A 22406-nucleotide genomic window follows, 5' to 3' on the forward strand; every position below is an offset into this window, starting at 1 on the left:
GACCAACAGGCATGAGTGAACTTCAGACCCGGCCGCGCAGTCTGGCCGGCGACGCCTGGCGCGACCTGCGCCGCAACCCGATCTTCTGGATCTCCCTGGTACTGGTCCTGACGGTCACCGCGATGGCGGCCCTCCCCGGCCTGTTCACCGCGAACGACCCGCACGACTGCACGCTCGCCCGCCAGCACGCCGGCCCCGGCGGCGGCGCCCCGCTCGGGTACGACTTCCAGGGCTGCGACATCTACGCCCGCGCCGTCTTCGGCGCCCGCGCCTCGCTGCTGGTCGGCGCCCTGTCCGCCCTGGTCACCGGGCTGATCGCGATCAGCGTCGGGATGCTCGCCGGCTACTTCGGCCGGTGGGTCGACGCGACGCTGTCCCGGGTGGTCGACGTGGTGCTCGGCATCCCGCTGCTGCTCGCCGCGATCGTGCTGCTCAAGCGGATCGGCAGCGACGACCCGAACGTCCGGATCATCGCGGTGATCTTCGTACTCGCCGTGCTCGGCTGGACCACCGCCGCCCGGGTGATCCGCTCCTCGGTGATCAGCGCCAAGCAGCAGGACTACGTGGCCGCGGCCCGGATGCTCGGCGCCGGCGACGGCCGGACCATGTGGCGGCACATCCTGCCCAACTCGCTGGCCCCGGTGATCGTGGTGCTGACCATCGCGCTCGGCTCGTTCATCGCCGCCGAGGCGACACTGTCGTTCCTCGGCATCGGCCTCAAGGCGCCGACCATCTCCTGGGGCATCGACATCGACGCCGGCCGGACGCACATGCGGGAGTCGGCGGTACCGCTGGTGGTGCCGTCCACCTTCCTGGCGCTGACCGTACTGGCCTTCATCATGCTCGGCGACGCGATCCGCGACGCCTTCGACCCGAAGCTGCGGTGATCACATGAGCGACCAATCCAACCGGCGCGGCGCCGTCGCGACGGCGCCGGCCGGCACCGACGGCGGGCACCTGCTGGAGGTACGGGACCTCTTCGTCGAGTTCCACACCCGGGACGGCGTGGCGAAGGTGATCAACGGAGTCTCGTACCACCTGGACGCCGGGGAGACCCTGGCGGTACTGGGCGAGTCGGGCTCCGGCAAGTCGGTGACCGCCCAGGCGATCATGGGAATCCTGGACATGCCACCGGCGGTCATCCCCGCCGGGCAGATCCGCTACCGGGGCACCGACCTGCTGAAGCTCTCCGAGGAGGAGCGCCGGAAGGTACGCGGCAAGCAGATCTCGATGATCTTCCAGGACGCGCTCTCGGCACTGAACCCGGTCTTCCCGGTCGGCTGGCAGATCGGCGAGACGCTCCGGCTGCGCGAGGGGATGTCCCGGGCCCAGGCCAAACGCCGGGCGATCGAGCTGATGGAACTGGTGAAGATCCCCGGCGCCCGGCAGCGGATCGGCGACTACCCGCACCAGTTCTCCGGCGGCATGCGGCAACGGGTCATGATCGCCATGTCCCTGGCGCAGGACCCGGCCGTACTGATCGCCGACGAGCCGACCACCGCGCTGGACGTGACCGTACAGGCCCAGATCATGGACCTGCTCGGCGAACTGCGCCGGGACCTGAACATGGCGATGATCCTGATCACCCACGACCTCGGGGTCGTCGCCGACGTGGCCGACCGGATCGCCGTGATGTACGCCGGCCGGATCGTCGAACACGCCGACGTGCACTCGCTGTACGAGGCACCGGCACACCCGTACACCAAGGGGCTGCTGGAGTCGATTCCCCGGCTCGACCTCAAGGGCCAGCGGCTGACCACGATCAGGGGCCTGCCGCCCAACCTGATGCGCATCCCCAGCGGCTGCCCGTTCCACCCGCGCTGCCCGTACGCCCGGCAGGAGTGCGTCGACGTCGTGCCGGCGGTCCGGTCGCTCGGCAACGGCCGGACCAGCGCCTGCCACTTCGCCCAGGAGGTCCTCGATGACCGCGTCTGACAACAACCCGCCGGCCCAGCCGGTCAAGCCGCGCGGCGAGACCGTGCTGCGGGTCGAGAATGTCGTCAAGCATTTCCCGATCACCCAGGGCATCGTCTTCAAGCGGCAGATCGGCGCCGTGAAGGCGGTCGACGGGGTCAGCTTCGAACTCGGCCGGGGCGAGACGCTCGGCATCGTCGGCGAGTCCGGCTGCGGCAAGTCGACCCTGGCCAAGCTGCTGATGCGGCTGGAGACGCCGACAGGTGGCCGGGCCGTGCTGGAGGGCCGGGACATGTTCAAGCTCTCCGGCGCCGAGCTGCGCCGGATGCGCCGGAACGTGCAGATGGTCATGCAGGACCCGTACACCTCGCTGAACCCGCGGATGACCGTCGGCGACATCATCGGCGAACCGTTCGACATCCATCCGGACGCGGCACCGCGCGGCAGCCGTCGGCAGCGGGTGCAGGAGTTGCTGGACCTGGTCGGGTTGAACCCGGAGCACGTCAACCGCTATCCGCACCAGTTCTCCGGCGGCCAGCGGCAGCGCATCGGCATCGCCCGGGCGCTGGCCCTCAAGCCGGAGATCATCGTCTGCGACGAGCCGGTCTCGGCACTGGACGTCTCGATCCAGGCGCAGGTGATCAACCTGCTGGAGAGCCTCCAGGACGAACTCGGGCTCTCCTACATCTTCATCGCGCACGACCTGTCGGTGGTCCGGCACATCGCCGACCGGGTCGCGGTGATGTACCTCGGCAAGATCGTGGAGATCGGTACCGAGGAGGAGATCTACGAGCGGCCGACGCACCCGTACACCCAGGCGCTGCTCTCGGCGGTCCCGGTGCCGGACCCGAAGGCCCGGGCGCACCGCGAGGTGATCCGACTCGACGGTGACGTGCCGTCGCCGGCCAACCCGCCGTCCGGCTGCCGGTTCCGCACCCGGTGCTGGAAGGCGCAGGACATCTGCGCCACCCAGGAGCCACAGCTCGTGCTCCGGGCCGTCGAGCCACACCCGTCGGCCTGCCACTTCGCCGAACTGCGGGAGCACGTCGTCTCCTGACCGCCCGGTCCGGTCGCCCGAGCGCCACCGACGGCGCATCGGCGCATCGGCGCATCGGCGCATCGGCGCATCGGCGCATCGGCGCATCGGCGCATCGGCGCATCGGCGCATCGGCGCATCGGCGGCCGAGCCGTACCACCCGATCCGGAGACTGTCGAGCTGGGCGCACAGACGGGGCACGACAAACCCGACGTCACGTCACCAACCGGGGCGGCGCAGCGAGCGGGCGCACAGACGGGGCAGCTCGACAGTCTCCGTTCGGGACATTGTTCCGGAGGGAGCCGCGCGCCAGACCCGGGTGCGGGGATCGCCCGGGAACCCTGCGGCGGTTCCTTGGCTCTGGTCTACATGGCACGAAGAGTCGTAACCGTGACGTTGGTTCTGTTGGTCCTGGTGGGTTCGCTGGCCGGGTGTGGTGCTGAGCCTCCGCATGCGGTCGGCCCGACCGGCGGGCGCTCGTCGCCGTCGCCGTCGCCATCGCCGTCGCCATCGACCGAACCGGGCCCGGTGACCGTAACCGGCGGCGGGGCCGGGCCGACCGACATCTGCCCGGCCAGCCCGGGCACGGCGGAGAATCCGCTCGAGGTGCAGGGGGTCGCGGACGCCGGGAACTCCTTCTGGGGGCTGCTCTTCCCGCGCGGCGGTCCGGGCCTGCACGCCGGCCGGGACGAGAAGATCGTCTGGCGGATGACCGGCTCCGGCACCTTCGAGGTGCGGGCGACCGGCCCGGACGGGACCACCGTCGAGCCGATCTGGGGTCCGACCTCGCACCAGGGCAGCAGTTGGACCAGGCCGGGCGACGAGTGGGGTACCGGCTGGAACTTCCCCACCGCCGGCTGCTGGACCGTCCGGGCCAGCCGCTCCGGCGGCGCGACCGGCAGCGCGCTGCTCCGGGTCGGCTGACGGCTGACCGGCCACCCGGTCGGGCCGGACCGGCGGTGGGCGAAGTGCCTGCCGTCGTCAGTGGAAGAAGTGCCGGGTACCGGTGAGGTACATGGTGATGCCGGCCGCCGAGGCCGCCGCCACGACCTCCTCGTCGCGGAGCGAGCCGCCCGGCTGGACGACCGCCCGCACCCCGGCGTCGATCAACACCTGGAGCCCGTCCGGAAAAGGGAAGAAGGCGTCCGAGGCGGCCACCGCACCCCGGGCCCGGTCGGCGCCGGCCCGGGAGACCGCCAGGTGTGCCGAGTCGACCCGGTTGACCTGGCCCATCCCGACCCCGACCGTCGCACCGTCCGCGGCGAGCAGGATCGCGTTGCTCTTCACCGCCCGGACGGCCCGCCAGGCGAAGGCGAGGTCGGCCAGCGTCGACCCGTCCGCAGGCTCACCGGTGGCCAGCCGCCAGCCGGCCGGGTCGTCGCCGGGCGCGTCCACCCGGTCGGCCAGCTGCATCAGCACGCCGCCGCTGACCGGACGCCACTCCGCCGGGTACGGAGCCCAGGCGGGCGCCCGCAGCAGCCGGATGTTCTTCTTGCCGGAGAGCACGTCCACCGCACCCGGCTCGAAGTCGGGTGCCACGAGTACCTCGGTGAAGACCTCGGCGACCTGCTGTGCCATCTCGACCGAGACCGGCCGGTTGACCGCGATCACCCCGCCGAACGCGGAAACCGGGTCGCAGGCGTGTGCCCGGCGGTGCGCCTGCGCCACGTCGGCGCCGACGGCGATGCCGCACGGGTTGGCGTGCTTGATGATCGCCACCGCCGGCTGGCCGGGAAAGTCGTTCACCGCCCGCCAGGCCGCGTCCGCGTCGACGTAGTTGTTGTAGGACATCTCCTTGCCGTGCAACTGCTCCGCCTGGGCCAGCCCGGCCGGGGATGCCGGGTCGACGTAGAGCACCGCCGCCTGGTGCGGGTTCTCGCCGTACCGCAACGGAGTGGGGGCGGTGAGCACCTGACCGGCGAAGGCCGGCCACTCCTGCTCCGCCGACCCCTGATCCGCCGACCCGGTACGCGCCGCGAACCAGTTCGCCACCGCCACGTCGTACTCGGCGATGTCGGCGAAGGCGCGGGCCGCGAGCTGCCGGCGCTGCCCGGCGCTGAACCCGCCGTCGGCCAGCGCGGCCAGCACCGACGGGTACGCCGACACCGACGTGACCACCGCCACCGAGGCGTGGTTCTTGGCGGCCGCCCGCACCATCGCCGGCCCGCCGATGTCGATCTGCTCGACGCACCCGTCGAAGTCCGCACCGGACGCGACCGTCTCGGCGAACGGGTAGAGGTTCGACACCAGCAGGTCGAACGGGGCGATGCCCAGCTCGCCGAGCTGCGCCGCGTGCCGCTCCAGCCGCAGGTCGGCGAGGAGCCCGGCGTGCACTTTCGGATGCAGCGTCTTGACCCGGCCGTCGAGCACCTCGGGGAAGCCGGTCAGCGACTCGACCGGGGTGACCGGGATGCCGGCCCCCTGCACGGTCGTCGCCGTGCTCCCGGTGGAGACGATCTCGACTCCGGCGTCGTGCAGCGCCCGGGCCAGCTCGACCAGCCCGGTCTTGTCGTAGACGCTTACCAGCGCGCGCCGGATCGGCCGCCGGCCGTCCGGGCCCGAACTCGTGTCGCTCACTCCGATCGTGACCTTCCTTCCAGTTATCGTCCAACCCTCCCGGAGCAACCGGCCGACCTGCGTGACGAGCTGCCGCCGCTCGGCCACCTTGATCCGCTCGGTCAGGGTCTCCTCGTCGTCGTCGTCGAGTACCGGCACCGCCACCTGGGCGACGATCGGCCCGGTGTCGACCCCTGCGTCGACGAAGAAGAGCGTGGCCCCGGCGAGTTTGACTCCGTAGTCGAGGGCGTCGCGCGGGCCGTGCATGCCGGGAAATGCGGGCAGCAGCGAGTTGTGCGTGTTGACGTAGCGGTCGCCGAAGGCCGCCAGGAAGTGCGGGCCGACCAGCTTGAGGAAGCCGGCCGAGACGACCAGGTCGGGCTCGTGCCCGGCGACGTGCGCGGTGAGCGCCCGGTCCCAGTCCTCGCGGGTCGGGTACGCCTTGACCGGGGCGACGAAGGTGGGCACCCCGGCCGTGGCGGCCCGGTCGAGGCCGGCGATGCCGTCCCGGTCGGCGCCGACGGCGACCACCCGGGCGCCGTACGCCGGGTCCGCGGCGGCGTCCAGCAGGGCCTGGAGATTGCTCCCGGAGCCGGAGACGAGGACGACGACGCGGGCTGGCGACACGGGCTCAGTCACCCCAGCACCCTACCGGGCAGGTCAGGTCGGCCCGGCGGCGGCGCGGCCCGGCTACGGCACCCGGCGGGAGCGGTGTCGGTCACGATCGGCATGTCGGGCGGCGGGCGGGCCACCAAAGTGGCGCTGATTAGGTACGCTGCCGGACGCTCGGGGCAGTGACGTGCCCCAGAAGATAGACCCTCGGTAATTTCATACATGCGCTGAGTGCCGGCCAAGGAGCCCAACACACATGCAACCTGGTTACCCCTCACACCCGCCGCAACAGATCAACAACAACATGACGATGTCCATCGTCGCGATCTTCCTCTTCTGGCCGCTGGCCATCCCGGCCATCATCAACGCCTCGAAGGTCAACCCGCTGCTCCAGCAGGGCAACTTCGCCGAGGCACAGGCCGCCGCCGCCGAGTCCCGCAAGTGGTCGAAGCTGGCCCTGATCATCGGTATCTGCCTCTGGGTGGTCTCGCTGATCTGCTGCGTCATCAGCTTTGTCCTCAGCGCCAACTCGGGGTCGAACGGCTAGTCTGAGATCTGTCGTCGAAGGAGTCTTGCCATGCAGCCCGGCTACCCAGGCCAGGACCCGTACGGGCAGCAGCCGTCGGATCCGAACGCGCCACAACCCCAGGATCCGTACGCGCAGCCGCCGCAGCCGACCTCGGGACAGCCGTACGGGCAGCCGACCTCGGGACAGCCGTACGGGCAGCCGACCTCGGGACAGCCGTACGGGCAGCCGACCTCGGGACAGCCGTACGGGCAACCCACCTCCGGCCAGCCGTACGGGCAACCGCAGTACCAGGACGCCCAGCAGCCGTACCAGGACCCGTACGGCCAGCAGCCGATGCCGGGCCAGCCCTACGGCGCGGCGCCCGGCTACCAGCCCGGTGGCTATCCGGCGGCCGGTGGGCAGAACAACACCATCGGGCTGATCGCCATGATCGTCGGCATCATCTCGATCCCGGCGGCGTGCTGTGCCGCACTCGGCATCATCGCCGGGATCGCCGGGATCGTGCTCGGCTTCATCGGCCGGGGCAAGGCCAGCCGCGGTGAGGCCAGCAACGGCGGGCAGGCCCTGACCGGGCTGATCTGCGGTGCCGTTGGCCTGCTCCTCGGGGTGGTGAACGTGATCCTCGCGGTCGTGCTCAACGTGAACGGCTTCAGCTACACCCCCTGACCGGACCCGGTCGGGCCACGGCCCGCCGGAGCATGACAGCCGTATCGGGGCGCCTCGGATTCACCGGGGCGCCCCGAAGCGTGTTCCGGCGCGACCGCGCGCTTTGCGGGCCGTCAGCGTCGGGCGACGGCCCGGGTCGCGGCGGCGCCGACCAGGGTGCCGACCAGCACGACGACGGTCGCCCCGGCAGCCACCTGCCAGTAGGCCGGGCCCACCTCGGCCAGCCGGCCACCGCCGAGCGGGCCGGCGGAGAGGAGGGCCGCCGCACCCGTCACCAGCCCGGCGACCGGGCCACCGACCGCGGCCGCGCCCAGCAGCACGCCCCAGCCGGGCGGCGGCACGTTCCGCTCGGCGGCGGAGCGCAACCGGCGACGGGCCAGCAGCCAGCCCGCGGCCATGCCGGCCAGCACCGGTACGGCCAGCACGACGCCGCCGACCCCGCCGAGCGGTCCCTGGGGCAGCCCGGCCAGCAGCGGTACGGCCGGCAGTGCTCCGATGGAGACCTCGGAACTCCGCACCACCGTGTCGGTGCCGACCGCGAACCCCGGCCCGAGGAGATAGCTGGCCGCCCAGACGGCGGCGTTCGGCGCGTACCCGAGGCTGACCAGGGTGATGCCCGCCTGGCCGGACACACCGGTGCGGTAGGCCCCGATCATGTCACCGGCCTCGCCGCCACCTGTCGCCACCGCCAGCCCGGCCGCCCCGGCACCGGCCCCGAGCAGCAGCAGTGCGGCGACCACCCCGGTGCGCAGCCCGTCCCGGAGCACCAGCGGGGTACGCCGGGCCACCATCACCAACACCCCGCTGGCCCGGGCCGCGCCGACAAGCGCGGCGAGGGTGCCGAAGCCGGCCAGCGTCACCGCGGCCCGTACCGGATCGGCGGTCGGCCCGGCACCGCCGAGCAGCAGCGCGGCCAGTCCGCCGAGCACGCCGTACCCGATGCCGACCGCGACCGCGACGGCGAGCGCCCGGCCGACGCTCGGCCGCTCCCGGACCCGGACCGCCCGGCTGACGTGCACGCCGGCCCGGTTCAGCCGCCAGGCAGCCAGCATGGCCAGGGTGAGCGGTGCGAGGCCGAACGGGCCGGCCTCGGTCTGTAGCGGCACGCCGTGCCCGAGCAGCCAGCCGGCCAGGCCCAGCCGGGCCGCGCCGAGCACCTCGCCGCCGCCCTCGGCGAACCGGGCCATCCCGAGCACCACGGCGACCGGCAGGTAGCCGAGCAGGGCCGCCCAGCCGGCGGCCACCGCCGCCGCGACCGCCAGCGGCGCCCGGCCGGCCCCCGCTGCCCCGCCCGGCCTGGGTCGGGGCACCCGGCGCTGTCCGGACCGCACGGGCGGCGGCCCGGACGGCCCGCTCCGGCGCGGTTGCCGGCCGTCGGCCGGCCCGGTCTCGGCGACCTGCTCCGCGCCGCCGACCGGCACGGCCGGCTCGACCGGCGGGTCCGGACTACGCGGCCGGTCAGGATCGGTGGGTGGTGGCATCAGCGCCTACTCTGGCACGGCTGCGGGTCGGCCGGTTCACGACACCACGGTACGGATGACCGGCGCCACCGCGACACCCGTATCCGTTCGGCGGCGGCCGGAACGGGACCGGGGTGGCCGGCAACCGCCGACCACCCCGGAACCACGCTCCCGCCGGCTCAGTTGCCGGACATCAGCTCCCGCATCAGCCGCGCGGTCTCGCTCGGCGTCTTGCCGACCTTGACCCCGACCGCCTCCAGGGCGGCCTTCTTCGCGTCGGCGGTGCCGGCCGAGCCGGAGATGATCGCCCCGGCGTGCCCCATGGTCTTGCCGGGCGGCGCGGTGAAGCCGGCGATGTACCCGACCACCGGCTTGGTGACGTTGTCCTTGATGAACTCGGCCGCCCGCTCCTCGGCGTCGCCGCCGATCTCGCCGATCATCACGATCGCGTCGGTCTCCGGGTCGGCCTGGAACGCGGCGAGCGCGTCGATGTGGGTGGTGCCGATGATCGGGTCACCGCCGATGCCGACGCAGGTGGAGAAGCCGATGTCACGCAGCTCGTACATCATCTGGTAGGTCAGGGTGCCGGACTTGCTGACCAGACCGATCCGGCCCGCCCCGGTGATGTCGGCCGGGATGATGCCGGCGTTCGAGGCGCCCGGCGAGGCGATGCCGGGGCAGTTCGGCCCGATGATCCGGGTCCGCTCCCCCTGCGCCAGGTTGTACGCCCAGAACGCCGCGGTGTCGTGCACCGGTACGCCCTCGGTGATCACCACGGCGAGCGGGATGCCGGCGTCGATCGCCTCCACCACGGCACCCCGGGTGAACTGCGGCGGCACGAAGATGACCGTGACGTCGGCACCGGTGGCCGCCATCGCCTCGGCGACGTTGGCGAAGACCGGCAGCTCGACGGTGTCGAAGCCGACCTTCTGGCCGGCCTTGCGCGGGTTGACCCCGCCGACCACGTTGGTGCCGGCGGCCAGCATCCGCCTGGTGTGCTTCATCCCCTCGGAGCCGGTCATCCCCTGTACGACGACCTTGGACTCCTTGGTCAGCCAGATTGCCATCTCAGACCCCCGCAGCCGCGAGCTCGGCGGCCCGCTGGGCCGCGCCGTCCATAGTGTCCACCCGCTGCACCAGCGGGTTCGCGGCGCCGTCGAGGATCGCGCGTCCGGCCTCCGCGTTGTTGCCGTCGAGGCGTACCACGAGGGGCTTGTCGACCGTCTCGCCGCGCTCGGCGAGCAGGGCCAGGGCCTGGATGATGCCGTTGGCCACCTCGTCGCAGGCGGTGATGCCGCCGAAGACGTTGACGAAGACGCTGCGTACCGACGGGTCGGAGAGCACGATCTCCAGCCCGTTGGCCATCACCGCGGCGCTGGCGCCGCCGCCGATGTCGAGGAAGTTCGCCGGCTTGACCCCGCCGTGCGACTCGCCCGCGTAGGCCACCACGTCGAGGGTGGACATGACCAGGCCGGCGCCGTTGCCGATGATCCCGACCTCGCCGTCCAGCTTGACGTAGTTGAGGTCCTTCTCCTTGGCCCGCTGCTCCAGCGGGTCGACCGCGGCCTGGTCGACGAGCGCCTCGTGGTCGGGGTGCCGGAAGCCGGCGTTCTCGTCCAGCGAGACCTTCGCGTCGAGGCAGAGCACCGTGCCGTCGGTGGTCCGGGCCAGCGGGTTCACCTCGACCAGGGTGGCGTCCTCGGCCACGAACGCCTGCCAGAGGCGTACGGCGATCGGCACGATCTGCTCGGTCAGCTCGGCGGGGAAGCCGGCCGCCTCGACGATCTCGCGTGCCTTGGCCTCGTCGACCCCGGCGTTCGCGTCGATCGCCACCTTCGCCACCCGATCCGGCGTCTCGGCGGCCACCTGCTCGATGTCCATCCCGCCGGCGACGCTGGCGATGCAGAGGAAGGTGCGGTTCGCGCGGTCGAGCAGGTAGGAGAAGTAGTACTCCTCGGCGATGTCCGCGGTCACGGTCAGCATGACCTTGTTGACCGTGTGGCCCTTGATGTCCATGCCGAGGATGTCGGTGGCCCGGGCCACCGCCTCGTCCGGTCCCTCGGCGAGCTTGACGCCGCCCGCCTTGCCCCGGCCGCCGACCTTCACCTGCGCCTTGACGACCACCCGGCCGCCGAGGCGCTCGGCGATCGCGCGGGCCTCCTGCGGGGTCGTCGCCACGCCGCCGGCCAGCACGGGCAACCCGTGCCGCTCGAACAGCTCACGCCCCTGGTATTCGTACAGGTCCACGATTGCGCGTCCCGTCTGCGTCTTTGCGGCGCGCCGTCGCGCCGCCGCCAGCGTGTGAATGGTTTGGACCTGTCGTATACCCAGAAACAGGCCGTCGGGCGCAGCCTAGCGAGGTGACCACGGCGGGCATCCACGTGGGTGCGCGGTGTGCGGTATCGCACAGCAGGCCGGCGGCCGTGCCGGGTCGCACGACGGCGCGGCCGGCGGGCCTGGCCGGCTGGGGGCCGCCGGCCAGGCGGAAAAGATTTCCCGGGTGGCGTAACCCGGCGTAAGGGACGTCGTTGAGTCTGATGTCGGAGCGCTGGGAAGCGCGATGACGGATACGGCCGATGCCCTGTCGGTCGAGGGGTGGCGGCGGGGCATCGCGCATAGAGAGGCCGGACGTGTGAGGGGTGCGTCCGGCCTCTCCCCCATTTCCGGGTACGGCGGTGCCGGGTCCCTCAGTTGCCGACGGGTTGCCCGACGTTGGCCCGGACCCACTCCACGATCGAGCCGGTGGTGGCACCCGGGGTGAAGATCTTCGCCACGCCGAGCCGCTCCAGCTCGGGGATGTCCGCGTCGGGGATGATCCCGCCGCCGAAGACGACCAGGTCCGCCACGTCCCGCTCGGCGAGCAGTTCCAGCACCCTGCGGAACAGTGTCATGTGCGCCCCGGAGAGCACCGACAGGCCGACGGCGTCGGCGTCCTCCTGGATCGCCGTCTCGACGATCTGTTCGGGCGTCTGGTGCAGGCCGGTGTAGATGACCTCCATGCCGGCGTCCCGCAGGGCGCGGGCGACCACCTTCGCTCCCCGGTCGTGCCCGTCCAGGCCGGGCTTGGCGACGACCACCCGGATCCGAGAACTCATCAGCGCAACACCTCTCCTGGGCACGACCGGACCTACCTGAACGAACGGTAACCCGGTTGCCGGCCAGCCGGGTACTTCCCCCGGGAACCGGCCGGGTGACCCCTCCGGCGATACCCCTACGGACTCTGCGGCGAACTCTCCGGCACGGGGCGGATGGATGACACCGCGCTGCTCCTGCGGTGACTGAGCGTTAACAACGAGGGTGGTCGCAAAAGGTTACGAGATATGGCATTCATGGACGCACAACCGCACACCGAACCGGCATTCTGGCGCTGCGACTTGTGGCACGCCTAGGGGTTGGTTACCGTGGCCCACGGTTGTCATCAGGTCCATGACCGGGTGGCGACGCGGTCAACCGGAGTTCACCTGGATCGTCGAACCCCGGTCACGGTCGCAACACGGATCCGACAACGGAGGGTGTGCGTGCGCCAGCGCCTGTCGTCTGAGCCCGATCGCTATCGAGGGCGACGCCGCGTCCCCACACCCCCACGCAGCCGCTACGCCGCCGTCGTCACCACCGCGTTCGTCGGAGCCGGCGTCGTCGCGCTCGGCGCGGGAGCCCTGCCCGACGCGAAGGCGGTCAGCCCGTCCGCCCTGGCGGACCTGGAGAAGGCCGCCGCGACCAGCGAGGACCTGAGCGCGCGGGCCGCCGACGCCGAGCGGGCGTCCCGGAGCGACCGTGGCGACGACGGGCTCGCCTCCACCCTGGCCGCCGCCCCCGAGGTCTGGCGGCTACCACTGGAGAACTACAGCTTCACCTCGCCGTACGGCATGAAGTGGAACAAGCTGCACGCCGGCATCGACCTGGCCGCCCCCGAGGGGACGCCGTACAGCGCGGTGCACGCCGGCACGGTGACCAAGGCCGGCTGGTTCGGCGGTTACGGCTACTGCGTGATCGTGCGGCACGCCGACGGCACCGAGTCCATCTACGGGCACTCGTCCAAGATCGTGGTAAGCGAGGGCCAGGAGGTCAAGGCCGGCGACCAGCTCGGCCTGGTCGGGCTCACCGGCCACGCCTACGGCTCGCAACTGCATCTCGAACTGCATGTCAACGGCAAGCCGACCGACCCGATCCCCTACCTGCGGGACCGTGGAGTGGACATCCAGCTACAAGTCGACGATCCGTACGCTGGCGTAGCTGCCTCCTGACCCGGCGTAACGCCGCTTCACCGCCCAACCGCTACCGGTTGGGCGGTTTTCGTTGCCCTGACCCGCGACGAAGTTGCGTGCGCCACACCGGCAGGTGTGAGTGATCGCACTGTCGCCTCGCCCACGATACAGGCCATCAACGGCGTGTTGGGGCTAAATCCGGCAGGTGATCGCGGTCATCGACCGTCGTCGCCCGACCCGGGAAGCCGCCCGGCGGCACGGGTTGACCACCATTTTCGGGTCCACCCCCACCTTTCGAAGGGACCCGTCGTGCCGGAGACCGATCCGAACCAGCCCGAAGCGACCGAGGGCCGAGCTGTCGAGGGGCGGGCCGTCGAGGATCAAGCCGCCGACGGTCGAGCCGCCGAGAGCCGTGACGTTGCGGGTACCTCCGACGGGTCCGGCGCGTCCGACGGGTCCGGCACGAGCCGACGTACCGGGCGACCCGGGGTGGCCCGGCACCGGGCCAGCCGGCAACGGCGGTACCTGGTTCCCGGACTGGCCGTGCTGCTCGGCCTGGGCGTGGCCGGGGCGGCGACGGCGGTGGCCGTCGGCGACGACCGGCCGACCGACCAGGTCTCGGTGGCCGCCGAGGAGTCGGCCCGGGCCGCCGCCGCCCAGCGGGCCGACCGGGCCGCCCGGGACACCGTCGGCACACCGGGCGCGACCCCGACCGCGATGCCGACACCGAGCGTTACCGCAACGCCGACACCGACCACCACGCCGAGCCGGAGCGGCCGGTCCGCCAAGGCCAGGGCGGCCAGCCCGACGGCGAGCAAGAAGGCGCCCGCCTGGGTCAACCCGATGCCGGGGGCCGCCATCACCTCCTGCTACGGGATGCGCTGGGGAGTGCTGCACGCCGGCATCGACCTGGCGATGCCGGCCGACACTCCGATCCGGGCCGCCGGCGCCGGCACGGTGGTCGAGGCCGGCTGGGCCTACGCCGGCTACGGCATCTCAGTCGTCGTCGACCACGGCAACGGCTGGCTCACCCACTACGCCCACCAGAACCGGACCACGGTCAGCGTCGGGGACCGGGTCAAGGCCGGCCAGGTGATCGGGTACGAGGGTTCCACCGGCGACTCCACCGGACCGCACCTGCACTTCGAGGTGCACAACGGGCTGTGGAACCAGGTCGACCCGGCACCGTGGATGCGGGACCGTGGCGTGGATCTCGGCTGCTGAGAACACCGCGTAGCGCCGGGCTGGCGGCAAACGCCGGGCTGACTGGGACGTGGTGGAGCCGGGCTGGATTCGCCGCTCCCCGTCCGCTGCGATCCCTCAGGCTTCCAGTTGTCCGCTCGGTCCCTGCTCGACACGGGTCCGGTGGTCCTTGGCGAGACCGTGCAGCGGGCACGGCTGCCTCGGCTCGCGAGGGCACAGGACCCACAGGTCGCTCGCGGTCGCCCGGTAGAGGCGGTACGGCGAGGACCCCGTCACGTCGTCCCGGGTCAGCACGGTGCCGCCCCGCTCGCTGGGTCCGGGATACACCCGCAGTCCGCGCTCCAGGTCGTCACTCCGCAACTCACCCGCCGTCCCGGACGCGTACAGGGCACGGCCGTGGTATGGCCGGACGCTCGAGTCGAACACGACGATGCTCACGTCCGGGCGGTCACTGAGATTGCGCGAGTGCACGGTGTCGGTCTCGGAGACCCAGTAGAACTCGCGCAGGCCGGCTGCGGCGAAGTAGACCGGACAGGTCCAGGGCCGGCCGCCCTGATCGACGGTGCCGAGGGTCAGGAAGGCGTTGGTGTCGAGCAGTCTCCGCGCGTGTACGGCGAGATCGTCGGCTGTCATCGTGCAGAAATCTCCTGTCGGACGATCCGTACCGCAGGTAGCGGCCGTCGGCGCCGCTCCTGTGCCGCCTGACGGGTGAACTGGACGTGTTCGTGGTGGCCGGGGCCGACGGCCGCCCGGCGGTGCTCAGAGCTTGTCGATCGGGGCGTGCCGGAGCACCAGCCAGAGCGTCTGGTCGCCGAAGTCGATCTGGGCCCGGGCACCCGGACCGTGCCCCTCGACCGCGAGCACCCGGCCGAGGCCGTAGCGCTGGTGGTTGACCCGGTCTCCGACGGCGACCTTCGGCGGCTGTTTCAGCTCGCTTGCGGTGCTGAGCCGACTGCCGTCGATGCCGAGCCGGGAGGCGAGCTGGGCGGCCTTCGGCGTACCCCCGGAGAAGCCGCCGCCCCGGTAGGCGCCGGACCGGTCCTCGGTGCCGGACCGGCCACCCACGCCGCCACCCGTCCCCGACCAGGAGGTGTAGGCCGCCCCGGTGCGCTCCCAGCGGACGAGGTCGGCAGGCAGCTCGTCGACGAACCGGGAGGGCGGGTTGTAGGAGGGCTGCCCCCAGGCCGACCGGGTGACCGCCCGGGACAGGTAGAGCCGCTGGCGGGCCCGGGTTATCCCGACGTACGCCAGCCGGCGCTCCTCCTCCAGCTCCCGGTTGTCGCCGAGGGTCCGCAGGTGCGGGAAGACGCCGTCCTCCAGGCCGGTCAGGAAGACCACCGGGAACTCCAGCCCCTTGGCGGTGTGCAGGGTCATCAGGGTGACCACGCCCTGGTGCTCGGGGTCGTCCGACGGCACCTGGTCGGCGTCGGCGACCAGTGCGACCTGCTCCAGGAACCCGGCCAGGGTGGCACTCGGCCCGCCCTCGTCGGCCAGCGCCTCCGCCCGCTCGGTGTACTCCCGGGCGACGCTCACCAGCTCCTGGAGGTTCTCCACCCGGCCGGCGTCCTGCGGGTCGATGCTCTCCTCCAACTCCCCGAGGTAGCCAGAGCGGGTGAGCACCGCCTCCAGGACCTCCTCGGGCAGCGCGGTCCCGGCCAGCTCGCGCAGCCCGTCGAGCAGCGCGACGAACTCGGCGATCGCGTTCGCCGAGCGGGTGGAGATGCCGGGTGCCTCGGCGGCCCGGCGCAGCGCGGCACCGAACGAGATCCGGTCCCGGGTGGCCAGCGCCTCGACGCAGGCCTCGGCCCGGTCGCCGATGCCCCGGCGGGGTGTGTTCAGGATGCGCCGGATGCTCACCGTGTCGTCGTCGTTGACCACCGCGCGCAGGTAGGCCAGGGCGTCCCGGACCTCCTTGCGCTCGTAGAACCGGACCCCGCCGACGACCTTGTAGGGCAGCCCGACCCGGATGAAGACCTCTTCGAAGACCCGGGACTGTGCGTTCGTGCGGTAGAAGACCGCCACGTCGCCCGGCCGGGCCGAACGGGCGTCGCAGAGCCGGTCGATCTCCCGACCCACCCAGTCCGCCTCGGCGTGCTCGGTGTCGGCGACGTAGCCGACGATCTGCTCCCCCGCCCCCTCCTCGCTCCACAGCCGCTTCGGCTTGCGCGAGCTGTTCCGCTCGATCACCGCGTTGGCCGCGTTCAGGATGGTCTGGGTGGAGCGGTAGTTCTGTTCCAGCAGGATCGTCCGGGCGTCGGTGAAGTCACGCTCGAACTCCAGGATGTTCCGGATGGTGGCGCCCCGGAACGCGTAGATCGACTGGTCGGCGTCGCCGACCACGCAGAGCTCGGCCGGCTCGACCCCTTCGGTGCCGCCGACCAGCTCCTTGACCAGGGTGTACTGCGCGTGGTTGGTGTCCTGGTACTCGTCGACGAGTACGTGCCGGAACCGGCGGCGGTAGCTCTCCGCGACGTGCGGGTGCGACTGGAGCAGGTGCACCGTGGTCATGATCAGGTCGTCGAAGTCGAGCGCGTGCGCCTCGGTCAGCCGCCGCTGGTAGAGCGTGTACGCCTCGGCCAGCGCCCGCTCGTTCGGCCCCTTCGCCCGGTCGGCGAAGGTCTCCGGGTCGACAAGCTCGTTCTTCAGGTTCGACACCTGGGTGGTCAGACCGCGTGCCGGATAGCGCTTCGGGTCGAGGTCCAGCTCCCGGGTGACAAGCTGCATCAGCCGGCGCGAGTCGTCGGCGTCGTAGATCGAGAACGTCGACTTCAGGCCGGCGTGCTCGTGCTCGGCCCGCAGGATGCGTACGCAGGCGGAGTGGAAGGTGGACACCCACATCAGCCGGGCTCTCGGCCCGACCAGCGCGGCGACCCGCTCCTTCATCTCCCCGGCGGCCTTGTTGGTGAAGGTGATCGCGATGATCTGTCCCGGATGCACGTCCCGGGCGGCGAGCAGGTAGGCGATCCGGTGGGTCAGCACCCGGGTCTTGCCCGAACCGGCACCCGCCACGATCAGCAGCGGCGACCCGGAATGGGTCACCGCGTCCCGTTGCGGCCCGTTCAGCCCGGCCAGCAGGGCCTGCGGATCGAGGCCGGGCGGCCGGTGCCGCGGTGGGCCCTGGGCCGGCGGGACGGAGGGCGGCGGGGGTTCGAAGAGAGCATGCATCGCCTCGCGAGTCTATGCCGCCGGGCAGACAACGTACGCCCGGCGCCGCCCGGTCCTTGAGGGGCAGGTGTAAGGAAGGGCCCGTTCGTATGCAGGAAACGATAAGAAGGGGCCCTTCCTTACACCTCGGCCGGCGGATTTCCGGGCTTCGTCGATCTGCTTGCCAAGACATCGCTGGCTGGGCATACTCAAGCCGTGATCCATCGGGTGCGGTCCTACTTTTACTACGGCTCCGGGAGTCCGGCAGCCGTGGGTCGCGCCTGAACATGACCTACGAAAGCCCCGGGCTCCTGGAGCCCGGGGCTTTTCGCGTCGGGATCCAGGCACCGGGGCCCTGTCTGGCAAGGAGGACCCCATGGCGGCAGAGGTGGCAGCGAAGGTGGCAGAGCTTCCCGTCGAGTCGAACGGCACCGAGCCCGGGACCGGGACGAGCGCGCCGGACGCCTCGGAGCACATCCTCGGGCTGCGGGACCGGATCGACCAGATCGACCGGGAACTGATCGCCCTCTGGCGGGAGCGCGCCGCGCTCTCCCAGCAGGTCGGCCGGACCCGGATGGCCTCCGGCGGCACCCGGCTCGTCCTCGCCCGGGAGCGCGAGATCCTGGACCGGTTCCGGGAGGCGCTCGGCGCGGACGGCACCCAGCTCGCCCTGCTGCTGCTCCGGGCGGGTCGCGGTCCGCTGTAGGGCCGACCAGCGTCCCCTCCGGGTCTCGGTGCCGAAGATCGCGACCAGCCGTGGCCCGCGACCGGGGACAGACGCGAGCCCGGGACGCCGGCCGCGTGGATGGCGGCCCGCGCCCCGGGCACTGAGGAGGCGTTCTTTCTAGCACCGGTGGTTGGCCGGGTCAGGCACACCACCGGCGTCTGTGCGGGCTACTCGACCGCGTGCACCACATCCCGTACCTCGGCGAAGTGGCAGGCGCTCGGGTGCGCCGACCGGTCCCGCTGCACCAGCGCCGGCTCCTCGGCGGCGCAGATGTCCTGCGCCTTCCAGCACCGGGTGCGGAACCGGCAGCCGGACGGCGGGTTGGCCGGCGACGGCACGTCGCCCTCGAGGACGATCTGGTCCCGCTGGCCGCGCAGGGTCGGGTCCGGCACCGGCACCGCCGAGAGCAGCGCCTGGGTGTACGGGTGCGTCGGCCGCTCGTAGATCTCGTCCTCGACGCCGATCTCGACGACCTTGCCGAGGTACATCACCGCGACCCGGTCGGCGATGTGCCGGACCACCGACAGGTCGTGCGCGATGAAGATGTACGACAGCCCCAGCTCGTTCTGCAACCGTTCCAGCAGGTTGATCACCTGCGCCTGGATCGACACGTCCAGCGCCGAGACCGGCTCGTCGCAAACGATGATCTCCGGCTGGAGCGCCAACGCCCGGGCGATGCCGATCCGCTGCCGCTGACCGCCGGAGAACTGGTGCGGATAGCGGTTGATGTGCTCCGGGTTCAGCCCGACCAGGTCGAGCAGTTCCCGGACCCGCCGCTTCCGCTCGCCGGCCGGAGCCACCTCCGGGTGGATCTCGAACGGCTCGCCGATGATGTCGCCGACAGTCATCCGCGGGTTCAGCGAGGTGTACGGGTCCTGCAACACCATCTGGATGTTGCGCCGGGCCTTGCGCAGCTCGGTGCCGGTCAGCCGGGTCATGTCCTGGCCCCGGACGTTGATCGTGCCACTCGTCGGCTTCTCCAGCCCGACCAGCAGCTTGGCCAGCGTCGACTTGCCACAGCCGGACTCGCCCACCACGCCGAGGGTCTCGCCCCGGCGCAGTTGCAGGTCGATTCCGTCGACCGCGCGTACCGCACCGATCTTCTTCTGGAAGACGATGCCCCGGGTGATCGGGAAGTGCTTGACCAGTTCCCGGGTCTCCAGCACGACCTCGTTACCTGACGGCTGGCTCATCGCCGACCACCTCCGTCCAGAAATGGCACCGCGCGGTCCGGCCCGGAGCCACGTCGTACTGCGGCGGGGGCGGGTCAGCCCGGCACACGTCGCGGGCGTACGCGCACCGGGGGTGGAACGGGCAGCCGGCGGGGATCCGGGTCAGGTTCGGCGGCAGGCCCTTGATCACGTTGAGCTGCTGCCCCTTGAGGTCGAGCCGGGGGATCGACTCCAGCAGCGCCTTGGTGTAGGGGTGTGCCGGCCGGGCGTAGATGTCCAGCACCGGCGCTTCCTCGACGACCTTGCCGGCGTACATCACCGAGATCCGGTCGGCCACGTCGGCGACCACGCCCATGTCGTGCGTGATCAGGATCAGGCCCATGTTCCGTTCCCGCCGCAGCTCGGCGAGGAGGTTCATGATCTGGGCCTGCACCGTCACGTCCAGCGCGGTGGTCGGCTCGTCCGCGATCAGCACCTTCGGGTCGAGCGCCAGCGCCATCGCGATCATGACGCGCTGCCGCATGCCGCCGGAGAACTGGTGCGGATAGTCGTTGATCCGCTGCCTGGCGGCCGGGATCTTGACCAGGTCGAGCAGCTCGATCGAGCGCTTCTTCGCGTCGCCCCGGGACATCCCGCGATGCACCCGGAACAGCTCGCCGAGCTGGAACCCGACCGAGAAGACCGGGTTCAGCGCGGAGAGCGCGTCCTGGAAGATCATCGCGATGTGGTTGGCGCGTACCCTGCGGCGCTGTTCCTCGGGGAGCTTGAGCAGGTCGACGCCGCGGTAGCGGATCGCACCCCCGGTGACGAAGCCGGGCGGCGAGTCGAGGATGCCCATGATCGCCTGGGCGGTGACGGACTTGCCGCAGCCCGACTCACCGAGGATCGCCAGCGTCTCGCCGGGATCCAGGTGCAGGTCCACGCCGTTGATCGCGCGGGCGATCCCGACCTGGGTACGGAACTCGACATGCAGACCCTCGACCTCCAGCAGCCGGGCGGACGAGTCCAACCCGGGCAGGACGTCGATCTCTGCCTTGATATCGGTCATGGGTCAGCTCACCGCAGCCTCGGGTCGAAGGCGTCGCGGATCGCGTCGCCGAGCATGATGAACGCCAGCACGGTCAGGGCCAGGAAGACCGACGGCCAGACCAGCGGGGTGGCCGTCTCCCGGACGTACGGCGCCGCCGTGGAGATGTCGATACCCCAGGAGATGGCGTTACCCCGCAGGCCGACACCGAGGAACGTCAGGGTCGCCTCGGTGGCGATGTTGACGCCCAGCAGGATGGTCAGCACCACCACGAAGGGTGCGGCGGCGTTCGGCAGGATGTGCCGGAACATCAGCCGGGCAGGACTCGCGCCCAGCATCCGGGCCGCCGCCACGTAGTCCTGGTTCTTGGCCGAGATCACCGACGAACGCATGATCCGGGCCCCGGTGGTCCAGGTCAGCACCCCCAGGGTGAAGACCACCGCCCAGAAGCCGGAGTTCTGCGGGTCGGCGGAGAGCCGCCGGGCCAGCACGATCGCCGCGAGCAGGGTGGGGATGCCCAGCACGATGTCGATGCCACGGGCCAGCAGGGCGTCGATCCAGCCACCGAAGTAGCCGGCCGCCATCCCGACGACCAGGCCGATCAACCCGGCGATGATTGTCGCGAAGAGCCCGATCAGCACCGAGTTGCGGGCGCCGTGGACGGTCCGGGCGTAGACGTCGCAGCCCTGGAAGTTGTAGCCGAAGATCGCCGAGCCGCTCGGACCCTGGTGCTGTCTCGACAGCGCGCACGAGCCCGGGTCGGCCGAGGTGAACAGGCCCGGGAAGGCCGCCATCACCACGACCAGGACCACCAGGACCGCGGCGGCCCAGAAGATCCAGTTACGCCGCAGGTCGTCCCAGGCGTCGCCGGTCAGACTGCGCGGCTTCTCCTGGCCGCTCTCCGGCGCCGGCACTCCGGCGTCGCCGGGTACCTCCGCCTTGGCGGTGGATTCGATGTTGCTCATCGGGCGCCTCGCTCACTCATGCCCGCCACCTCGCTACGCTCCGCGCCGCCATCAGGCACGTCCACGCTGAGCCGACTGGTCCGCTCGTTTCGTTTACTGGTTCGCCCGGTCCACCGACCGGTCCGTTCGGTCCGCCGACCGGTGCACCGGATGCGGGCACCGGGTCGCTGGTTTCGCTCACTCATAGCGGATCCTCGGGTCGAGTACCGCGTACAGCAGGTCGACCACCAGGTTGACCACCAGGAAGACGATCACCAGGATGCTGACGAAGCCGACCACCAGCGGGCCGTCCTCGGTGCGGATGCCACGGAACAGGTTGAACCCCACGCCCGGGATGTTGAACACGCCCTCGGTGACGATCGCCCCGGCCATCAGGTTGCCGAGGTCGACGCCGATAAGCGTGACGACCGGGATCAGCGAGTTGCGGAGTACGTGCACGCCGATCACCCGCCGGTTCGCGAGCCCCTTGGCCCGGGCGGTACGCACGTAGTCCGACCGGAGGTTCTCCGCCACCGAGGCCCGGGTCACCCGTAGCTCGGTGGCGATCACCAGGCAGGCCAGCACCACCGCCGGCAGGATCAGTTGATAGAAGCCGGGATCCGCCCCGGCCGTGGCCGGGAACCACTTGAGCTGCACGCCGAAGAGGAGTTGGGCCAGCGGAGCCAGCACCACGATCGGCAGCGAGAGCAGGATCAGCGTGATGACAAGCGTGGTGTTGTCGAAGGCACCGCCGCGCCGGATCCCGGAGACGATGCCGGCGACCACGGCGACCAGCGCCGAGATGATGATCGCGAAGACCGCGAGCCGGATCGTCACCGGCCAGGCCTGGGCCATCATCTCGCTGATCTTGCGGTTCGTCAGCGAGATGCCGAAATCGCCGGTCAGCAGGCCACGCATGTAGTGGCCATATTGGAGGATGAAGGGATCGTCCAGATGGTACCTTTCGGTGAGCGCCTGCCGGACGTTGTCCGGCAGCGGACGCTCACCCGCCAGGGCCTGGAGCGGGTCGTCCTGGTTGGCGAACATCAGCGCGTACACGATGAAGGTGGCCCCGAAGAACGTCAGGACCCCCTGCAGCACGCGCCGCACGAAGTAGCGGAACATATCAGTCCTTAGCGATACGAGCATCGGTGACTGCCTGGTGGGCAGCGGACCGTGATGCGCACGGTAGCGACCGCAGCCTCACCGGT

The 22406-nt window shown here is 71.3% G+C and carries 20 protein-coding genes and 1 pseudogene; 9 read left to right on the forward strand and 12 right to left on the reverse strand.

Features of this window, described 5'->3' with window-relative positions:
* The first annotated feature begins 11 nt into the window (after window positions 1-11).
* The 4 genes from ACN28A_RS08180 (at window position 12) to ACN28A_RS08195 (ending at window position 3874) form a co-directional block, all read left to right on the forward strand.
* A complete protein-coding gene (locus ACN28A_RS08180) occupies window positions 12-887 on the forward strand; it encodes an ABC transporter permease (protein WP_421393814.1) in 876 nt (291 codons plus the stop codon).
* A 4-nt stretch (window positions 888-891) separates the two neighbouring features.
* Window positions 892-1935, forward strand: coding sequence for an ABC transporter ATP-binding protein (locus ACN28A_RS08185; protein ID WP_421393816.1), 1044 nt, complete (start codon window positions 892-894; stop codon window positions 1933-1935).
* Window positions 1922-2971: an ABC transporter ATP-binding protein gene (locus tag ACN28A_RS08190; RefSeq protein ID WP_421393819.1), complete on the forward strand. Its 1050-nt coding sequence runs from the start codon at window positions 1922-1924 to the stop codon at window positions 2969-2971. The genes ACN28A_RS08185 and ACN28A_RS08190 overlap by 14 nt, the downstream gene beginning before the upstream one ends.
* 507 nt (window positions 2972-3478) lie before the next feature.
* Window positions 3479-3874, forward strand: coding sequence for a hypothetical protein (locus ACN28A_RS08195; RefSeq protein WP_421393822.1), 396 nt, complete (start codon window positions 3479-3481; stop codon window positions 3872-3874).
* Between the two features lie 57 nt (window positions 3875-3931).
* On the opposite strand, the gene purH is transcribed toward ACN28A_RS08195, so the two are convergent.
* Together purH and purN are read right to left on the reverse strand one after the other, a co-directional pair.
* The gene (gene purH, locus ACN28A_RS08200) at window positions 3932-5527 is read right to left on the reverse strand and encodes a bifunctional phosphoribosylaminoimidazolecarboxamide formyltransferase/IMP cyclohydrolase (RefSeq protein WP_421404232.1); all 1596 of its coding nucleotides are present in this window, start codon (window positions 5525-5527) and stop codon (window positions 3932-3934) included.
* Window positions 5528-6145, reverse strand: a pseudogene (purN, locus tag ACN28A_RS08205) (phosphoribosylglycinamide formyltransferase); the annotation flags it as partial.
* 229 nt (window positions 6146-6374) lie between these two features.
* Here purN and ACN28A_RS08210 point away from each other — a divergent pair.
* Window positions 6375-6665, forward strand: a complete 291-nt coding sequence (locus tag ACN28A_RS08210; protein ID WP_421393824.1) for a CD225/dispanin family protein — start codon at window positions 6375-6377, stop codon at window positions 6663-6665.
* Between the two features lie 30 nt (window positions 6666-6695).
* Complete coding sequence (locus ACN28A_RS08215) at window positions 6696-7313, forward strand: hypothetical protein (RefSeq protein ID WP_421393826.1); 618 nt, start codon at window positions 6696-6698, stop codon at window positions 7311-7313.
* A gap of 113 nt (window positions 7314-7426) precedes the next feature.
* Here ACN28A_RS08215 and ACN28A_RS08220 read toward each other — a convergent pair whose 3' ends face one another.
* From ACN28A_RS08220 to ACN28A_RS08235, 4 genes are all read right to left on the reverse strand, one after another.
* Window positions 7427-8794, reverse strand: a complete 1368-nt coding sequence (locus ACN28A_RS08220) for a DUF6350 family protein (RefSeq protein ID WP_421393828.1) — start codon at window positions 8792-8794, stop codon at window positions 7427-7429.
* Window positions 8795-8952: 158 nt separating this feature from the next.
* Window positions 8953-9840: a succinate--CoA ligase subunit alpha gene (gene sucD / locus ACN28A_RS08225; RefSeq protein ID WP_278064170.1), complete on the reverse strand. Its 888-nt coding sequence runs from the start codon at window positions 9838-9840 to the stop codon at window positions 8953-8955.
* A 1-nt stretch (window position 9841) separates the two neighbouring features.
* Window positions 9842-11020, reverse strand: a complete 1179-nt coding sequence (sucC, locus tag ACN28A_RS08230; protein ID WP_421393832.1) for an ADP-forming succinate--CoA ligase subunit beta — start codon at window positions 11018-11020, stop codon at window positions 9842-9844.
* 440 nt (window positions 11021-11460) lie between these two features.
* On the reverse strand, window positions 11461-11868 hold the full coding sequence (locus ACN28A_RS08235; RefSeq protein ID WP_278064172.1) for a cobalamin B12-binding domain-containing protein: 408 nt from the start codon (window positions 11866-11868) through the stop codon (window positions 11461-11463).
* 423 nt (window positions 11869-12291) lie between these two features.
* Between ACN28A_RS08235 and ACN28A_RS08240 the strand changes: the two genes are divergently transcribed.
* Together ACN28A_RS08240 and ACN28A_RS08245 are read left to right on the forward strand one after the other, a co-directional pair.
* On the forward strand, window positions 12292-13017 hold the full coding sequence (locus ACN28A_RS08240) for a M23 family metallopeptidase (RefSeq protein ID WP_421393834.1): 726 nt from the start codon (window positions 12292-12294) through the stop codon (window positions 13015-13017).
* Window positions 13018-13467: 450 nt separating this feature from the next.
* A complete protein-coding gene (locus ACN28A_RS08245) occupies window positions 13468-14202 on the forward strand; it encodes a M23 family metallopeptidase (RefSeq protein WP_421404234.1) in 735 nt (244 codons plus the stop codon).
* 96 nt (window positions 14203-14298) lie between these two features.
* Here ACN28A_RS08245 and ACN28A_RS08250 read toward each other — a convergent pair whose 3' ends face one another.
* Both ACN28A_RS08250 and pcrA read right to left on the reverse strand, forming a co-directional pair.
* Complete coding sequence (locus tag ACN28A_RS08250) at window positions 14299-14814, reverse strand: pyridoxamine 5'-phosphate oxidase family protein (protein ID WP_421393836.1); 516 nt, start codon at window positions 14812-14814, stop codon at window positions 14299-14301.
* A gap of 126 nt (window positions 14815-14940) precedes the next feature.
* Window positions 14941-17346 carry a DNA helicase PcrA gene (gene pcrA / locus ACN28A_RS08255; RefSeq protein ID WP_421393837.1) on the reverse strand — a complete coding sequence of 802 codons (2406 nt, stop codon included), beginning with the start codon at window positions 17344-17346 and terminating at the stop codon, window positions 14941-14943.
* 355 nt (window positions 17347-17701) lie between these two features.
* On the opposite strand from pcrA, the gene ACN28A_RS08260 reads away from it, so the two are divergent.
* A complete protein-coding gene (locus tag ACN28A_RS08260; RefSeq protein ID WP_421393840.1) occupies window positions 17702-18031 on the forward strand; it encodes a chorismate mutase in 330 nt (109 codons plus the stop codon).
* A 188-nt stretch (window positions 18032-18219) separates the two neighbouring features.
* Here ACN28A_RS08260 and ACN28A_RS08265 read toward each other — a convergent pair whose 3' ends face one another.
* The 4 genes from ACN28A_RS08265 to ACN28A_RS08280 all read right to left on the reverse strand — a co-directional run bounded on the left by ACN28A_RS08265 (window position 18220) and on the right by ACN28A_RS08280 (window position 22320).
* Entirely contained in the window at window positions 18220-19245 is a 1026-nt protein-coding gene (locus ACN28A_RS08265; RefSeq protein ID WP_421393842.1) for an ABC transporter ATP-binding protein, read from the reverse strand.
* Window positions 19226-20272, reverse strand: a complete 1047-nt coding sequence (locus tag ACN28A_RS08270; RefSeq protein WP_421393843.1) for an ABC transporter ATP-binding protein — start codon at window positions 20270-20272, stop codon at window positions 19226-19228. The genes ACN28A_RS08265 and ACN28A_RS08270 overlap by 20 nt, the downstream gene beginning before the upstream one ends.
* A gap of 8 nt (window positions 20273-20280) precedes the next feature.
* A complete protein-coding gene (locus tag ACN28A_RS08275) occupies window positions 20281-21216 on the reverse strand; it encodes an ABC transporter permease (RefSeq protein WP_421393844.1) in 936 nt (311 codons plus the stop codon).
* 177 nt (window positions 21217-21393) lie between these two features.
* The gene (locus tag ACN28A_RS08280; RefSeq protein WP_421393845.1) at window positions 21394-22320 is read right to left on the reverse strand and encodes an ABC transporter permease; all 927 of its coding nucleotides are present in this window, start codon (window positions 22318-22320) and stop codon (window positions 21394-21396) included.
* Window positions 22321-22406: the final 86 nt, after the last annotated feature.

It is taken from the genome of Plantactinospora sp. WMMB782, from assembly GCF_049179135.1.
Lineage (GTDB): Bacteria > Actinomycetota > Actinomycetes > Mycobacteriales > Micromonosporaceae > Plantactinospora.

Excerpts from the sequence above, each read along its gene's own strand:
- ACN28A_RS08190 (WP_421393819.1), top strand. The coding sequence starts at position 1,922 with ATGACCGCGTCTGACAACAACCCGCCGGCCCAGCCGGTCAAGCCGCGC.
- ACN28A_RS08180 (WP_421393814.1), top strand. The coding sequence starts at position 12 with ATGAGTGAACTTCAGACCCGGCCGCGCAGTCTGGCCGGCGACGCCTGG.
- ACN28A_RS08215 (WP_421393826.1), top strand. The coding sequence starts at position 6,696 with ATGCAGCCCGGCTACCCAGGCCAGGACCCGTACGGGCAGCAGCCGTCG.
- pcrA (WP_421393837.1), bottom strand. The coding sequence starts at position 17,346 with ATGCATGCTCTCTTCGAACCCCCGCCGCCCTCCGTCCCGCCGGCCCAG.
- ACN28A_RS08220 (WP_421393828.1), bottom strand. The coding sequence starts at position 8,794 with ATGCCACCACCCACCGATCCTGACCGGCCGCGTAGTCCGGACCCGCCG.
- ACN28A_RS08210 (WP_421393824.1), top strand. The coding sequence starts at position 6,375 with ATGCAACCTGGTTACCCCTCACACCCGCCGCAACAGATCAACAACAAC.
- ACN28A_RS08280 (WP_421393845.1), bottom strand. The coding sequence starts at position 22,320 with ATGTTCCGCTACTTCGTGCGGCGCGTGCTGCAGGGGGTCCTGACGTTC.
- ACN28A_RS08265 (WP_421393842.1), bottom strand. The coding sequence starts at position 19,245 with ATGAGCCAGCCGTCAGGTAACGAGGTCGTGCTGGAGACCCGGGAACTG.
- ACN28A_RS08270 (WP_421393843.1), bottom strand. The coding sequence starts at position 20,272 with ATGACCGATATCAAGGCAGAGATCGACGTCCTGCCCGGGTTGGACTCG.
- sucD (WP_278064170.1), bottom strand. The coding sequence starts at position 9,840 with ATGGCAATCTGGCTGACCAAGGAGTCCAAGGTCGTCGTACAGGGGATG.
- ACN28A_RS08275 (WP_421393844.1), bottom strand. The coding sequence starts at position 21,216 with ATGAGCAACATCGAATCCACCGCCAAGGCGGAGGTACCCGGCGACGCC.
- ACN28A_RS08250 (WP_421393836.1), bottom strand. The coding sequence starts at position 14,814 with ATGACAGCCGACGATCTCGCCGTACACGCGCGGAGACTGCTCGACACC.
- ACN28A_RS08235 (WP_278064172.1), bottom strand. The coding sequence starts at position 11,868 with ATGAGTTCTCGGATCCGGGTGGTCGTCGCCAAGCCCGGCCTGGACGGG.
- ACN28A_RS08185 (WP_421393816.1), top strand. The coding sequence starts at position 892 with ATGAGCGACCAATCCAACCGGCGCGGCGCCGTCGCGACGGCGCCGGCC.
- ACN28A_RS08260 (WP_421393840.1), top strand. The coding sequence starts at position 17,702 with ATGGCGGCAGAGGTGGCAGCGAAGGTGGCAGAGCTTCCCGTCGAGTCG.